The following is a 15,719-nucleotide window of genomic DNA, read 5'->3' as shown; positions in this document are numbered from 1 at the left end:
AAATCCGGTGTTCGGCGATTGCGGATGCCCCGGTGAACCGGTCCGAACCGGCCGTCGCAGGCGCGGCAGCCGATTTGGAATCTCCCGCTCATCGCATCGCCCTGCGCAGCTCAAGCAATTCGGCGTAACGCCGCTCTAGCCGCTCCTTCTCGGCCTCGTCATGGCGAACCGGCTGGGACAGCCGGGACAGCAGCTCGGACCATTCCAGCTCGACCTTCATCCGCTGCTCTTCCGTCCAGGCCGCTTGCTGCGGGGCCGTACCAACGGCTTGCGAGTCCTGCTGCGGCGGCGACTCCCTGTCGGCGTGCAGCGCCTCGATCGGCAGCAGCTCCAACGACTGTCCGTTGAAGCGGAGGACATGCGTGGCCGTCCGTTCCAGCAGCATACGGTCATGGGTCGCGAACAGAAGCGTCCCCGGATAGGCGGCCAACACCCGCTCCAACTCCTCGCGAGCCTCGATGTCGAGGTAATTCGTCGGCTCATCGAGCAGCAGCACATTGGCTTCGCTCAGGAACAGCTTGACGAGCTGTGTCTTGACCTTCTCTCCGCCGCTTAGCTGCCAGACCGGCTTCAACGCCTCGTCCCGGCGCAGCCGCAGCCGGGCCAAGGCCGTGCGGATGGCGGTCTGGTCGTAGGCGCTCGACTTCTGCACGTTCTCCAAGGCGCTCTCCTGCAGGTCAAGCGAGTACAGCTTCTGATCGAAATAGGCGACGCGCGCATTCGGCGCGAACCGGATCATGGCAGATGAAGCGCTCGCTTCCGGCCCGCCGTCCGGGGTCTCGCTTCTCTGCTTCAGCAGCCGCAGCAGCGTCGTCTTCCCCGAGCCGTTCGGCCCGAGCAAGGCTACCTTCATCTGCGGACGGATGCGGAAGCTGCCGTCCCGCACCAGCTCCCGCTCCCCGGCGCAGAGCCGCAGCTCCTTCACCTCGAGTGCGCTCTTGCTCCGAAGCGGCCGGTGGCACTCTGCATCGAAGGCGACGGGAGGAAGCTCGAACGGGCGCTCCACCTGCGGCAGCTTCTCCAGCCGCGTCTCCATCGCCTTGACCCGCTTATCCATCTTCCCCTGCTTGCGGTTGAAGTGAGGGCGGGCAGAACGAATCTCCTTGCTGGTCAAGCCTTTGCGTGGACGCGGGGTGCCAACGCCCTGCGCCATGACCCTCGTCTGGACGATCATCTCCTGCAGCCGGTCCCGCTCCGCGATATACTGGTCATACTCGCGCTCGCGCTCCGTGCGCAGCCGTTCCTTCTCTACGCGGTAATCGTCGTAGCCGCCGGCATAAATATGGAGGGTTCCGTTTTCCATCTCCCATATTTTCGTGCAAACCCGGTTCAGGAGCGTCCGGTCATGCGAGATAAGCAGCAGCGTGCCCGTCCGTGAGAAATCGAGCAGCCGCTCTTCCATTCGCTTCATCTGCTCCATATCGAGATGGCTGGTCGGCTCGTCGAGCAGCAGCAGCTCGGCGCCGCCCTGCAGCGCCTGCTCGAGCCGCCGCTTCGTCCGCTCTCCGCCGCTAAGCGTCGCTTCGGCCGAGGCTTCATCCCGGATATCGTCGAGCTGAGGCACGAAAGCGCAGGATGCCATTCGCCTGACGCTTCCTTGCGCAGGCTCCAGCAGCCCCGCCAATATCCGAATTAGTGTCGTCTTGCCTGCACCGTTCGCCCCGATTAGCCCGATTCGTTCGCCGGAATAGACGCGCAGCGTCTCCGGAATCGAGAACAAACGGCGGTCTCCGGCCTCGGCGGCCAAGCCGCTCGCCTCCAATACAAGCTTGCCGGCAGGGGGCCGTTGTCTGCCTTCCGAGTATCTGTTTGAATACATAAAAAAACCTCCCTGGATTCCAGAGAGGATAGATGATACGGCAATGCTCAAGGACGTCTGGCCGCTGGCCATGCTGCCGGCAAGCCGCAAAACAACGCGTGCCCCAGAGGCAGCGTCCCTTCGCAAGCGGCCGAAGCCGCCTGCATCTTGCAGCGCCTGCACCGCTTAGGCAGTCAGTCCATCGCGCGTGTCAGCGCAAGTTCACACTTCGCCGAAGCGCGCAACAGCAATGATATCCTTGAATGTGGGTCAAGACATAGCCGGTGACAATCCGCCCGCAGGCAGATCTATCCTCTCTGAACGTACATTTTGAAATCGATATCGTCAAAATGATTCGCTTCAGTTCGGATTAATTGCTCATCGGCGATATACCTTGCCCTTTCCTTCGAAATGTAATGCCCGCCCGTCTCGCTGCGGCATGCATATCTTCATTGTATGCGATGGAGCCGCCTTCTGTCAAAAGTCCCCTCCGCTCGCACCTTCCCCTTGGGGAGGATGATCAATGCAACCGGTCCAAATAAGCGCGATGCGGATCGGAGAAGCCGAATCGGTTGAAGCGGTCCCAATTAATCGACCACGTCATCAAGCCGCGGAGCTCTGGATAACCGGACGGGTTCCGCAGCGAATAGCTGCCCCCGAACGCTCGCCCCTTGATGAGATAATCGAGCGCTTTATGCACTTCTGCGGCGCTCGTATAGCCGTTGCCCGCCTGGCTGTCAGCCGGCAGGCCGATGACGACCTGGTCCGGACGGAGCCCCGGAAAGAGCCGGTTCGGATCTTTGGCGAGCGGGAAGCCCGTCACCAGCATGTCGGCCATCGCCACATGGAAATCGGCGCTGCCCATCGAATAGAACCGATTGTCGAGACCGGTTACCGGTCCAGAGTTGTAATGCTGCACCTGCACCCAAGCGATGATGTCGCGCAAGGCATGGATGACAGGCAAGTATGCCCCGGCGCGCCGATCGCCGCCCCATTGGCCTGCGCCGTAATTCGTGTACCCGACCTGGACGAAAAATGTCTCCGGCGCCATCGTCAGCAGGAACTCCGCTCTGAAATGATCATGAATGGCGCGCAGCGCATCAATCAGATGGATAACCGCAGGTGTCGTCGGGCGCTCGAGGTCCGTATCCCCTTGGTTCAGATAAAGCGACTGCCCTTCGAAATCAATGTCCAATCCGTCAAATCCGTACTTCTCGATAATCGCAATCACCGATTGGACGAACCGGTCGCGGGCGGCGGGAGTCGTCAATTCGACGTGGCCGTTCTGGCCGCCGATCGAGAGAGTCACTTTTTTGCCCAGACTTTGCAAGTAAGCGACATCTTCCTTGAAGGCGGCATCGGTATATTGGTAAGGCGTGAATTCAATCTTCCCGCTGTTGTCCGCCGGTTCAGCAAACGCGACATGGATAACATCGAAATTGGTGGAGACATCACGCAGCGGAAGAAAGCCCGCGCCGTTCACGAAGTTATGCCAGTAGCCGACCAATACTTTACCGGGCAGCGGAGCCGGCCCGCCGGCAGCAGAGGTCGTCACGCTCAAGGCAGCGCTGGGAGGGGAGACATTGCCAGCCGCATCCTTCGCCTTCACCGTGAAGGAATACGCCGTCTCCGGCGCCAACCCGGTCACAATCGCGCTTGTACCGCTCGTCGTCGTGGCCAATGTCTGATCCCGGTACACCTCGTATCCGGTCACCCCGATATTGTCTGCCGCCGGGCTCCATGCGAGCGACACACTGGTCGCCGTCTTGCCGATCAGCCTCAGATCGGCCGGTGCGCTGGGAGGTTCGTTATCCTCCGGCGCTTCTCCCTCGCCGACGTAGCTCCACAGCGCCGGCACGTTGGGCGGCTCCCAGCCCGCCAGCGACGTATGCGGCTGACGGCAGCGGTATATCTTCCCTTGATAGGATACGTAATCGTTGACGGCGTAACTCACTCCCGTAGCCCAGGCCGCAGCCGCGGCAAGGGCTACGTCAGCAGCCGGCAGCGCTTCGGCGGCTGCTGGCGGCGACGGTTCAGCGGCGGCTGGGAGCGGCGCTTCGGCCACTGCTGGCAGCGACGCTTCAGCGACTGCTGGCGGCGCCGACAGGATGCGGACCGCCTGTTCCGGGCCAGCGGCAAGGCCGGCGGCGCTGCTTAATCCGCCGAGGGCCGACCGTACCTGATTGGCAAAGGCATAGCCGCTCGTGGCGTCCCAATTGACCGACCATGTCATCACGCCGCGAAAGTTCGGATATCCTCCGGCTTGCTGCAGCGTATACGTACCGCCGTAGGATGTGCCCTTCACAATATAGCGGAGAGCCTTCGCGATATCCGCCCCTGAGGTGTAGCCGCCCGAAGGCGCAGCGCTAGGCACCGCCGGGAGGCCGATCGCGACCTGTTCTTCCCGCAGCGGCTGGAACAGATTGTTCGGGTTGCGTCCGATCGGGAAGCCCCGCAGCAGCATTTCCGCCATAGCAACCTGGAAATCGGCCGTCCCCTGTGTATAGACCCGGCCGTCCAACGCCTCGTTGCCGCCGGCGTTATAATGCTGGACATGAATGAAGTCCAGCTTGTCACGCAGCCCGTGAATGACGGGCAGGTAGGCGCCCCATGGACCGGCGTAGGCGACGATGCCGCCCTGGACGTAAGCAGTCTCCGGCGCCATCGTCAGCATGAAGCCCGGGCCGACGCGATCGCTGAGCTGCCGGACCGCGGCGATGAGATTGACGATTTTCGGCGTCGTCGGATGGCGGTAATCCGTGTCCCCGGCGCCCAGCGAGACGGAACCGCCCTCCAAATCGATATCCAATCCGTCAAATCCATAGGTCTGGATAATGCTTGCCAATGAATTTACGAAATTTTGGACATCCTGATTGCTGTGAAGCTCAACCGAGCCGTTCTGCCCGCCGATGGAAATCAGCACCTTTTTCCCCTGGCTGTGCAAGTAAGCGACATCCGACCGGAATTCCGCGACCGTGACGTTGTACGGCGTGAAGCTTAAGGTCGAGTGGTCTCTCCCCACGGTCTCGGCGAAGGCGACATGAATGACGTCATACTGCGGCGATACATCGCGCAGCTTCAGGGCGGTCGAGCCATTGTCGAAATTATGCCAATAGCCGATCAGCAGCTTGCCGGGGGCCGGATTCGGGTCCGGTCCTCCCGGTGCGGTAGTGACGGTCACGGCCGCACTCGATGCGGAAGCATTGCCCGCCGCATCCTTCGCCTTCACGGCGAACGAATACGACGTATCCGGCGTCAGTCCCGTCACGGTATACGACGTGATCGCGGTCGTTCCCGCGAGCGTTCCGTTCCGGTACACCTCGTAGCCGGTGACACCGACATTATCGCTCGCTGCGCTCCAGCTAAGCGACACGGCCGTGGACGTGAAGCCGGTGACGGCCAGATTCGCCGGCGCCGCCGGCGGCTCGGTATCCGGCTCCGGTTCCGGCTCCGGCCCGGGGCCTGCTTGCGGCATCCACAGCGCCGGCGCGTTCGGCGGCTCCCATCCGTTCAGTGAAGTGTGCGGCTGGATGCATTTGTAGTCGGTGCCGCCGTAGGTGACGACATCGCCGACCCGATAATCGGTATTCGGCGCCCATGCCGGGGCCGCAAATACGCTTGCCGGGAAGACGGAACAAACCAAGGCGATGACAAAGAGACAAACCAGTGCTTTGCGGTTCGCTGCCCTCATTTCATTACATTCCTCCTTTTTGTTATCAGCATGAATCAAGCCTTCGGGAAGGCCAACGTCGCCGTTTCTACAGCATCACCCCCAGCTTCGTTCCCTCCTGGCCGCTGCAGCCTCTGTCACCACGGACCAGGACCGAGCAAAATATTCCCAGGAGCTCTATACATTCCAATAAAGCACCCTAGCGGGCCGGCTACAAGGATAAATATCTACACACAGGGATACTATTCTATTTTCAGGATAACGACGCTGGAGAGGAACGATCATTGGGGGAGAGACTTTGAAGAGAATAAATTTGAAGAGAGTAAATTCGAAGAGATCAACTCTGAAGATTATCACTCTGAAAATTACTACTTTGTAGATTGCTGCATGAAAGATAACTACTTTTAAAGATTGCCGCTTTCGAGATAACGGCAATGGAGATTAATGCATTTGAGATAGGTGCTTTGGAGTTTGTTTCATTAGTGATAGGTGCTCTAGAGATAGCTATTTCGGAGTAACTGTTTTGAAGATTACAGCTTTGGAGATAGCTAGTTCGGGGATAACTGCTTTGAAGAGCGCGACTTTGGAGATAGCTAGTTTGAAGATATCTGCTTTGAGAGGAAATGCGTGCGGAGAAATATACGTTCCTGCTTCCCTCAACGGATTGCGCTTGTTATTTTGCTGAGCCCCGCTGGAAGGCCGAGCTTTCTGTCATTCCGGTTCTATGGAAATAATGCAGAAATGCAGTATTCTCACCGAGGCGCTTATTCGAAATAGAAGATCCTGCAAATATACATCAATTTCGGCTGATAAGGGGCTCTATTGGAACAAGAGAAACAAATTCCTGCACTTTTGCAGTAATATCCTTAATTTTTCTCCATAAGTAAAAAAATTACTGCGCTTTTGCAGGATTTTTGCCATTTGTGTCTTATCCGGCGCTCTATGAGCCTCATAAAGCCTGTGGCAGTGCCGCCAGCCCTGCACTCTTCGGTGGACATCCCCGGCCACCGCTACGCTTGCACCCCGGCATTCGCACCCGCGCGATTCTGCGCTCCGCACCCGCACCTCTTCGCTTCGCATCTTCGCGGCTCCATTCCGATCCAAAAAGGCGCGGACCCCCTGGTCCACGCCCATCACACCTTATCAAAACATTTTGTAGCCGCTCTTGCGAAGCAAATCAATCGTCTTGCCGCTGATGAAGGCCCCGGCCAATCCCGCCAATGCTGTCAAGTAATCGACAAGACCGTAGCTTCCGATATTGCCGATGAAGGACAGATCGCTCTTCCACAGCATCCAAATGGTCGCCGGCAGCACAATAACGATATAAAATCCGATTGGGAACCAGGTCGTCTTCATCAGCATGTTCAAAATAAACCCGATCCCGAACATCATGACGAAGAACAGCATCATCAAAATGATGACCATAATCCATCCCATCATGTCTATCATCATCCCCCTGTAACCTATCTCCATATGGATACTCCGACGGCCTGCCGCATATCCAAAATTCACTAATTTGCCTTGATTAGTATTAGTGTACTGGCACAGAAGCCAAAAATCAACGAACATTCAGTGACATTTATCACCTCCACGTTGCTCCTGGGCTGACAGATAAGCTACAATGGCCTTGTGTATGTTCGATGATGAAGACATCTTCATATAATAAAGCATTGGAGGTTCACGACATGAATGAAGCCGCATTAACATTGGAAGGCTGGTATGCGCTCCATGATTTTCGCTTAATCGACTGGACGAAGTGGAACAAGGCGGATGACGAGGAGCGGGCGCATGCGCTGGACGAGCTGCAATCGCTCTGGTCCGATTGGACCAAGGCGGAAGAAGAGAAGCAGGGAAGCACCGCCGTATACAGCATCGTCGGGCAGAAAGCCGATCTCGTTCAATTCCATCTGCGCGAGACCTTGGAAGAATTGAACGCGATGGAGCATGCCTTCAACAAAACCTCCTTCGCACAATATACGATTCCAACTTACTCGTACGTGAGCATTGTCGAGCTGAGCAATTATATGGCGAAGCAGGGGGCGACCGGCGATCCGATGGACAATCCGGAAGTGGCGGCCCGCCTGAAGCCGGCGCTGCCGAAGAGCAAGCATATCTGCTTCTATCCGATGAACAAGAAGCGCGATCTCTCCGACAACTGGTACATGCTGTCCATGGATGATCGCCGCGCCATGATGCGCAGCCACGGCATGATCGGCCGCAGCTATGCCGGGAAGGTGAAGCAGATCATTACCGGCTCCGTCGGCCTGGACGATTGGGAATGGGGCGTGACGCTGTTCAGCGACGACGCGCTGCAATTCAAGAAGCTCGTCTATGAGATGCGCTTCGATGAAGTGAGCGCCCGCTTCGGCGAGTTCGGCTCCTTCTACGTCGGGAACCTGCTCACGCCGGAGAAGCTGAACGATATCATGAAGGTATAGCGTTCTCTACGCTAGCCGTAGAAGCACAGACCGGGAAGCCCGCAGGGGGCTTCCCGGTTTTTGCATTTCATGCCTATGCTCCTGAAGCCAGCGCCCGCTCCTCATGCTGCCTCTCGATTCGCGGACAGGACGCTTAGTTAGGGGCAGACAGCACAGCTGCCGGAATATAGGCGTCGCCGGCCATTAGCCTGCGGGCGGTTCGGCCGCAAGCCGCTCGCATGACCAGCCAATCCGATGGTGTCCTGGCGACGGCGGCTTCCGCATACATCGTGCCGGACGGGTGCCCGATGCGCACGGCCGAACCCGGTGACGCCGTCAACCGGTTGGGGATCGTCCCCGGTATTTGGCAGGCGGCCGCAAGCGCCAACGCTCCGCCGACAGCATGGGCCCTATGAAGGCCCCCCATCGAAATATAGCGCGATAAAATGTCGATATCCGCCGCGCGTATCGGCTCCTTCGCCGACGTGACGTAATCGGCCGGCTCCGCGACGATAACGATCTTGGGGAGGGAATGGGTTCCCGGGCCGACTGGTTCGTCCGGCCGGATTAGCCCGGCAAGAATGCCGCCCTCGACACGAATCTGCTCCAGCGTGTCCAGCAGCGCCGCATTGCCGTTAATGTCCGCCCGAAGCTCCGTGCCCGTAAGCCCGACATCCCGCGCGTTGACAAAGACAATCGTGTTGACGCAGTCAACGATACTGATCTCCATCCGCCGCCCGTCACCCGCTTGCACCGTATCGACGACATTTCCTGTCGGCAGCGTTTTTTGCGTAAACGTCCCGCCCGCATCGGAAAAATTCAGCATAATCTTGGACGATTCGCCCGGAACGCCGGCGATCGAGAACTGGCCTTCATATTGAATGGCCCCGTTCTTCACCGGAATTTCGGCAATAATCAGTTTATCGGTATTGGTATTGTATATCTTCACTTCCGTAATCGGTTCAGTCATGGGGACGTAACCTTCTTCCGCGGCATACAGCCCGACCGCAGCCGTCAGATTCCCGCAAGTGACTTTATAATCGATGACGTTCTTGTCAAGGCTGACTTGCCCGAAGGTATAATCGATATGCGCCTCCGGATGAGAAGGAGGGCCGATCAGGGCCAGCTTGCTGGTCAGACTGCTCCCCCCTCCCAGCCCGTCGATCTGATTGCTGTCCGGGCTTCCGAACATGCGCAAAATGACCTGATCCCGCAGCGCGCCATCTGACGGGAGATCGCATGTCCGCAATACGAGCCCTTTGCTTGTCCCTCCCCGCATCATCACGGCCGGTATGCCGACCACTTGTCCGAAGCCATACATGACCCCTCACTCCTTATCTATCGCTGCATTCGATTCATTGACTTTTTAATTTCAGTGTATTACTGTATTTGCAATAAATAAAATATCGAACTTTTATTGTTTTCGATAATTTTTTTCGATATCTGAAGCGAGGAGGATATGATGGAGGAGAAAGATTGGATCATTTTGGAGACGCTGCACCATGAGCAGAATATTACCAAGGCCGCGGAGAAGCTCTATATTTCACAGCCCGCGCTAACGTACCGGATACAACAGCTGGAAAAAGAATTCGGCGTCAAGATCGTCAACCGGGGAAGAAGGGGCATTCAATTCACGCCTCAGGGGGAGCATCTCGTCAAGTACGCCAAAGATATGCGCCTGCAGCTTCGCCAGACGAAAGAATTTCTGCGAAATATGGATAATAAGGTCACGGGAATCCTTCGTTTGGGCGTAGCCAGCAATATTGCGACTTATATTCTCCCCTCCATTCTCAAGCAATTCCTGGAGCAGTACCCGGATGTGGAAGTGAGGGTCATGACGGACTGGAGCTCGAATCTCGTTCATTCCGTCTACAGCCAGCATGTCCATATCGGCATGATTCGGGGCGATTACGATTGGCCGGACGAGAAGCATTTAATGATGGAGGAGAATATTTGTATCGTCTCCAAGCACGAAATTCGTCTTCAGGACCTGCCCAGCCTCCCGCGAATCAATTATAAGACGGAGCCTTCCCTGCAAAATACGATCGACCTCTGGTGGAAGGAGCGGTATTCGCTGCCCCCGAACATCGCGATGAAGGTGGATAAGATGGAGACCGGCAAAGAAATGGTGTTGAACGGGCTCGGATATGCCATATTGCCGACGATCGTGCTCGGCGGTCAAGAGGATTTATACAAAATTAATTTGACCACACAGCACGGCGAGCCATGGAAACGGAAATCGTGGATGATTTATCGGAAAGAGTCGCTTAACTTGACGCTCATTAAGGAATTCGTGGATTTTATGAAAAATAGAGACTTGGAAACGCCAAAAAGAAGATAGAGCGAGACCATCGCGGTCTCTCTATCTTCTTCTCTTTGCTTATTGCTCAATCGTTCTTGGCCATCGCCGTCATCGCCCGGGTTCGCTCGAATGGTCTGATCTCATCCTCGCCGCTCTCGAAGTCATCCAGGCTGCGCCGGTTGGTGGCGGGACCGAAGCTCAAGGCGATTGCTGAGCCGACCCAGCAGAGCGAGATGAACGCGAAGACGCTGAAGCTTCCGAACTCGAGCAGCAGCAAGCTGATCAGCATCGGCCCAAGCACATTGGAGAACCTCCCCAAGCCGTACGTTAGCCCATAGCCCGTTCCGCGAATCGATGTCGGATACATTTCAGACGTATAGGTGTAAAGGTTGGAGGAATAGGTTCGCTCGATTAGATTCACGAGAAAGCCGAACGCGATAAGGAACAGCGGATTGACCGTCATGCCATAAAAGAATACGGATATTGCGATAAAGAGCGATGAAGCGACCAAATTCCACTTCCGTTCAAAGCGGTCGGAGATCATCGCGCCAAGCAAAGCTCCGAGCGGAGCACCGATCGTAATCAACGTGCTATACAGCAGTGATTTATCGAGCATAATTCCGTTCTGAACGAGCAGCGTCGGAACCCAGGAGCCGAATCCGTAGAAGCCGAGTGTCTGGAAAATCCAAGCCATAGCCAGGATGAGCGTCCGGTGGCGGTATTTTCCCTTGAACAATTCGCGGTAGCCCTTGGCTGCCATATGCGCTTGGGGCCGATAAGCTGGCTCGGGAACGGGAGGCAGTTCTCCTTTTTCGCGGAGCGCCTGCTCTTCCACCTGCCGGACGATCGCCTCCGCTTTTTCCGTTTCTCCCCGGGATACATGCCAACGCGGAATTTCATGAAGATGGCGCAGGAACCATACACCTACGATCCCCATTCCGCCCCAGATGAAGACGAATTTCCAGCCGAAGGGGCCTAACCCGATAAGCAAGGTTGAAATCCAGCCGGTGACCGGAATGCCCAGCAAGCCGACGACGAGTGCGATGCCCTGAAATTTGCCTCGGGAAACGGAAGGGAAAAACTCGCTAATATATGTGCTCGAATTGATCAGGGCCGCGGATACTCCCATGCCGGTCAAGAAGCGGAAGATTCCGAGGATGACCGGATTCCATGCCACAGCCGTAAGCATAGAGAACACGGAAAAAAATAACGTCATCATCATAATGGCCCGCTTTCTTCCGTATCGGTCCGCGAACCATCCGCCAAATACCGAACCGATGAACATCCCGAGAAAAGAGCTTGATGTGATCCAGCCGATCTCGGTGACGGACATCCCCCACTCCTTTTTCAATACCGGGGCCACGAAAGAAAACGTATTCAAATCCGCATATTCAAAAAAATAAATGATCGCCAGCGTCACTAACGTCTTGCGATGAATCGAACTGACAGGCAGCCGATCCAGGCGGCCCGATAAGTTATTGGCACCGCTTTCATTTGGCGTGATACGCAAACCACTTCCACCTCCGAATTGGATTTCCGCCTCATGGGTAATCGCAAAGATAAGGATGAGCCCACAGGCATCAGCTGATTGGTTACACTATAGCACGGACCATTGGCATCAAAAAAATAGTTGTTTTAAATCGTTATCAATCAAAAATATTTATTCCTAGCAAAAAAAAGCCGCCGCAGCGAGCTGCGGCGACGGTGTGCCTATCTAGAATCAATCTTCTTCATCCTGCAGAGAAGCCAAATATTCCGCTGTCATGCGATCACGCATACGGCCTTTTTCCTTCAGCCGTTCGATCGCCGGTTGAATGAGCAGATCGATTTCTTTTTGCACGGTATAGGCCAGATCGTGGCGGTTCTGCTGCTCCAGATACGATCCGGCCTCCATCAAGGCGTTGTAGCGATCCAATTCGGGGCGGGTCAGCAGCCCCCGCACCTGCACGCTGCAATGACGCATCGCTTAGAAGAACTTTCCTTTGCGAAGCGCCAAGGAAATGCCTCCGATGATGAACAGCCAGCGAATGTCGATCACTTTTTTCAGCTGTGCCGCCCAGAAGCCTTTCAGCTTCTTCGAGCCGACGACGCCGATCGCTTCGCCTTTGCCCAGGGATGCTACGGTCCCTTTATTATGATACTCGAATTTCTTGAGCGGTTGATTGCGAATGGAAGCGACGATATTGCTTGTACATACCGGACCTTGCTGCATCGCCATTTGCGCCGTCGGCGGGAAGGGACGATCGTTCGCCGGGTTAATCATCAGCGAGTTGTCGCCGATAATAAAGATGTTGTCATGGCCAGGCGCTCTCAAATATTCATCCACCTTGACACGGCCGCGCATCGCTTCGAAGCCGGCTTGCTCGATGAGACGGTTGCCGCGGATGCCCCCGGTCCATACGACGGTGGATGCCTTGATCTCTTCACCGGTCGCGAGCACGACGCCTTCCGGTGTGCATTCCTTGATTGCGGTCGCCAGCTTGAACGTTACGCCCTTCTTCTTCAGCACGTCCATCGCGTATTCGACCAACTCCGGATCGAAGCCCGGGAGCGCTGTCGGCGCCGCTTCAATGTTATAAATATTAACGAGCTGCGGGTCAACATCGAACTGCTTGCACAGCTGTGGAACGCGATCGGATAATTCGCCTACGAACTCAATGCCGGTGAAGCCCGCTCCGCCGACAATAAAGTTCAAGCGCTCTTTCTTGCTCTCATCCTGCTTGAACAGAGCGAATTGATGTTCAATATGCTCGCGGATGACGCGAACCGAGTTGATGCTGCGAATGCTGAACGCATACTCGCCCAGACCCGGAATGCCAAATGTCTCCGGCTCTCCGCCCAGGCCGATGACCAAGTAATCAAAGGACAGCGTTCCGTCTTCCAAAATGACCTTCTTGTCTTGCACGCGGATTTCTTTGACGGCCGATTTGACGAAATCAATCTTGAACTCGTCGATTAGCTTGGAAATCGATACGCGGGCATTTTCATAGGAGTCTGTACCGGCAGCAGGCATATGCAAATGAGTCGTGAAGTAATGGTAGTCATGTTTGTTGACCAGCGTTACATCCGCTTCATTGTAATTCAATTCTTTTTGCAGCCGCTGAGCTGCCATGATGCCACCGTATCCCGCGCCTAAAATGACGATTTTAGGTATGTTGCTCATCGTAATTTGCTCCTTCCAGTCGGGTAAATCAACTTGAGCCGACTCTGTGGACCCGCAGGAAAAGAATCGGCTGTGCTTCGACGCCCATTTATAATAAGTAAGTTGTAGTGGAAATGTGAAAATCCCCACAAAAAAAAACAAACTATTGCCTACGCGATGTTGTATAAAAGAAACGCCGCTGTGAATTGCATCATCGACAATTTATCGAACTTTGTATACAATCCACATGCAATGATATCGAGTTTCCAGCTAAAATACAAGCATCATTTTTACTTATTCCTAAATGTAAGCGTTTTAGATGTTTGTTTTTTTGAACTGTCAATTAATGGGTCAAAATTTTCGTGTTCTTCCTTCTTTCCTATATTGTACCACATTTCATTTGTGAAAATCGCTGACATCGCATGAAACCTTTTCAAATGCATTGTTTCCTTCTCTCCGTACTAGGTTTATAATGGATAATGTGCCGGATTGCACAATGACCATGATCACGTGGTCAGACATCGTCATTTTGGAGGTGCTCTGCCTTGGATTCACAGCCAGCTTCACAACAAGATATTGTAGATATTCTTATTATTGGTGGCGGTCCTGCCGGAATGTTTGCCGCCTTCTACGGCGGTATGCGCCAAGCATCCGTACGGCTGCTTGAGAGCATGCCTCAACTAGGAGGACAGTTAGCAGCCCTGTATCCCGAGAAATACATTTACGACGTAGCCGGATTCCCGAAGGTTACGGCCCAGGAACTGGTCAATCAGCTCAAGCAGCAGATGGAGCATTTCCACCCCGATGTGCGGCTGGAAGAGAAAGTGCTTAAGGTCGAGAAGCTCGACGAGCGCCTCTTCGCGGTTACGACGGATAAGCAGGTTCATCACGCCAAGGCCGTGATCATCACCGCAGGCGTAGGCGCCTTCGAACCGCGCAGGCTCGAGCTGCCGGAAGCCGCGCCGTACGAGAAGTCGAACCTGCACTATTTCGTCAGCGATCTGCAGCAGTACAAAGGTCAGCGCGTGTTGATCAGCGGCGGCGGCGATTCCGCCGTAGACTGGGCATTAATGCTGGAGCCGATCGCGGAGCAGGTGACCCTGATTCACCGCCGCGACAAATTCCGCGCCCATGAGCACAGCGTCGAGCAATTGATGAACTCCAAGGTGCAGGTGCTGACGCCGAAGGAGATTACCGCCCTGCACGGAGACGCGGGACGCGTGGAACGGGTGACCATCACCGATACGAAGAGCAAAGACTCGATGGATATCGATGTCGATGCGGTCATCGTTAACTTCGGCTTCGTATCCTCGTTGGGGCCGATTGCCGAATGGGGATTGAACATTGAAGGCGGATCGATTGTCGTCGATACCCGGATGGAGACCAACATTCCAGGCATATTCGCGGCAGGCGATATTACGACATATCCCGGCAAGCTGAAATTGATTGCGGTCGGCTTCGGCGAAGCGCCAACAGCGGTGAACAACGCGAAGGTGTACATCGATCCGACGGCCAAGCTGTCCCCTGGCCACAGCAGCAACATGAAGATGTAAGCTGCCCGACAGGAAGCGCGAACGGCGCGGATAGCGGAATAATAACGGCTTGTCATGAGACAAGGAAAGAAAGGGTATCCTACTCCTATTCTGTATCTAATGGAGGAGGATACCCTTGTTTCATGTTTGTCCACTATGCAACGGCATAACCAGTCACATGCTTCAATGTCCGAACTGTTTGAACCCAGCCGTCGACAGCGGCAAACTGGAAGATTATTATGGACCTTACTCTCCTTATTTCCAAGCGGAGGACGCCAATGACACGCTTCCGATCCATATCCAGGATCGTTCTAGCAGCCGGTTGTGTGTGCATATCTTATATTGTGAGCACTGTAACACGTCCTCAACTGTCAATGGCCTGTCTTGGGAGTAAGGATCACGAATAACCGGCTATTCTATCTGCACACCGGTTTGTGGAAGAGGGTCGGATGCAGGCGGCGTTTCTGAATTTCGGCAAGCAGCAGCGCGATGAAGTCATCATCTAGACCCAGCTTGATTGCCTGCTCATAGGAATCCATAAGCAATTCATCGGAGAGCAAAGCCATCCTAATCACAACCTTTCCTAAAAGTTTCCTTAATGCCCCATCATCATATCATGGTTGATTTCTCAGGAACAAGCGTTCCGTTATCCACAACCGGCTGTGGAAGATATGTGTTTAACTTGTTGATAACCGTCGAAAAAGGACTTGAATCATTGGGGATGATGTGGATAGTTTTATTCACATCTATTTTTGTTGACTTTTGGATAAAAATCTTTAATCATAATCTTGTTGTTCCCAAATGAAATCTATCACTCTATGGACTGTAAGCGCGGAAGCCGCCCGCATCGCGAATGTT

11 protein-coding genes are annotated in these 15,719 nt (G+C 55.0%); 3 read left to right on the top strand and 8 right to left on the bottom strand.

Annotated elements, in window-relative coordinates; genetic code table 11:
• Positions 1–88: 88 nt before the first annotated feature.
• The 3 genes from abc-f to FLT43_RS23485 all read right to left on the bottom strand — a co-directional run bounded on the left by abc-f (position 89) and on the right by FLT43_RS23485 (position 6,905).
• The gene (gene abc-f / locus FLT43_RS23495; protein ID WP_087440795.1) at positions 89–1,819 is read right to left on the bottom strand and encodes a ribosomal protection-like ABC-F family protein; all 1,731 of its coding nucleotides are present in this window, start codon (positions 1,817–1,819) and stop codon (positions 89–91) included.
• A 499-nt stretch (positions 1,820–2,318) separates the two neighbouring features.
• A complete protein-coding gene (locus FLT43_RS29785; protein ID WP_221936166.1) occupies positions 2,319–5,489 on the bottom strand; it encodes a chitinase in 3,171 nt (1,056 codons plus the stop codon).
• A 1,122-nt stretch (positions 5,490–6,611) separates the two neighbouring features.
• On the bottom strand, positions 6,612–6,905 hold the full coding sequence (locus tag FLT43_RS23485) for a YuiB family protein (protein WP_087440912.1): 294 nt from the start codon (positions 6,903–6,905) through the stop codon (positions 6,612–6,614).
• A 248-nt stretch (positions 6,906–7,153) separates the two neighbouring features.
• Here FLT43_RS23485 and hemQ point away from each other — a divergent pair, with 248 nt between their 5' ends.
• Positions 7,154–7,906: a hydrogen peroxide-dependent heme synthase gene (hemQ, locus tag FLT43_RS23480; protein WP_087440797.1), complete on the top strand. Its 753-nt coding sequence runs from the start codon at positions 7,154–7,156 to the stop codon at positions 7,904–7,906.
• A 133-nt stretch (positions 7,907–8,039) separates the two neighbouring features.
• Here hemQ and FLT43_RS23475 read toward each other — a convergent pair whose 3' ends face one another.
• Positions 8,040–9,206 carry a 2-methylaconitate cis-trans isomerase PrpF family protein gene (locus tag FLT43_RS23475; RefSeq protein ID WP_087440798.1) on the bottom strand — a complete coding sequence of 389 codons (1,167 nt, stop codon included), beginning with the start codon at positions 9,204–9,206 and terminating at the stop codon, positions 8,040–8,042.
• A 141-nt stretch (positions 9,207–9,347) separates the two neighbouring features.
• On the opposite strand from FLT43_RS23475, the gene FLT43_RS23470 reads away from it, so the two are divergent.
• On the top strand, positions 9,348–10,226 hold the full coding sequence (locus FLT43_RS23470; RefSeq protein WP_087440799.1) for a LysR family transcriptional regulator: 879 nt from the start codon (positions 9,348–9,350) through the stop codon (positions 10,224–10,226).
• 46 nt (positions 10,227–10,272) lie between these two features.
• Here FLT43_RS23470 and FLT43_RS23465 read toward each other — a convergent pair whose 3' ends face one another.
• From FLT43_RS23465 to FLT43_RS23455, 3 genes are all read right to left on the bottom strand, one after another.
• The gene (locus FLT43_RS23465; protein ID WP_087440800.1) at positions 10,273–11,697 is read right to left on the bottom strand and encodes an MFS transporter; all 1,425 of its coding nucleotides are present in this window, start codon (positions 11,695–11,697) and stop codon (positions 10,273–10,275) included.
• Between the two features lie 210 nt (positions 11,698–11,907).
• The gene (locus FLT43_RS23460; RefSeq protein WP_087440801.1) at positions 11,908–12,150 is read right to left on the bottom strand and encodes a hypothetical protein; all 243 of its coding nucleotides are present in this window, start codon (positions 12,148–12,150) and stop codon (positions 11,908–11,910) included.
• A 3-nt stretch (positions 12,151–12,153) separates the two neighbouring features.
• The gene (locus FLT43_RS23455; RefSeq protein ID WP_087440802.1) at positions 12,154–13,350 is read right to left on the bottom strand and encodes an NAD(P)/FAD-dependent oxidoreductase; all 1,197 of its coding nucleotides are present in this window, start codon (positions 13,348–13,350) and stop codon (positions 12,154–12,156) included.
• 524 nt (positions 13,351–13,874) lie between these two features.
• Here FLT43_RS23455 and FLT43_RS23450 point away from each other — a divergent pair.
• The gene (locus tag FLT43_RS23450; RefSeq protein ID WP_087440803.1) at positions 13,875–14,882 is read left to right on the top strand and encodes an NAD(P)/FAD-dependent oxidoreductase; all 1,008 of its coding nucleotides are present in this window, start codon (positions 13,875–13,877) and stop codon (positions 14,880–14,882) included.
• A 395-nt stretch (positions 14,883–15,277) separates the two neighbouring features.
• Here the strand turns inward: FLT43_RS23450 and sda are convergent, their stop codons facing one another.
• Positions 15,278–15,427 carry a sporulation histidine kinase inhibitor Sda gene (sda, locus tag FLT43_RS23445; RefSeq protein ID WP_087440804.1) on the bottom strand — a complete coding sequence of 50 codons (150 nt, stop codon included), beginning with the start codon at positions 15,425–15,427 and terminating at the stop codon, positions 15,278–15,280.
• Positions 15,428–15,719: the final 292 nt, after the last annotated feature.

It is taken from the genome of Paenibacillus thiaminolyticus (assembly GCF_007066085.1).
GTDB classification, from domain to species: domain Bacteria; phylum Bacillota; class Bacilli; order Paenibacillales; family Paenibacillaceae; genus Paenibacillus_B; species Paenibacillus_B thiaminolyticus.
The sequence above is the reverse complement of the archived record's forward strand: the minus strand, read 5'-3'. Positions and strand labels throughout refer to the sequence as shown.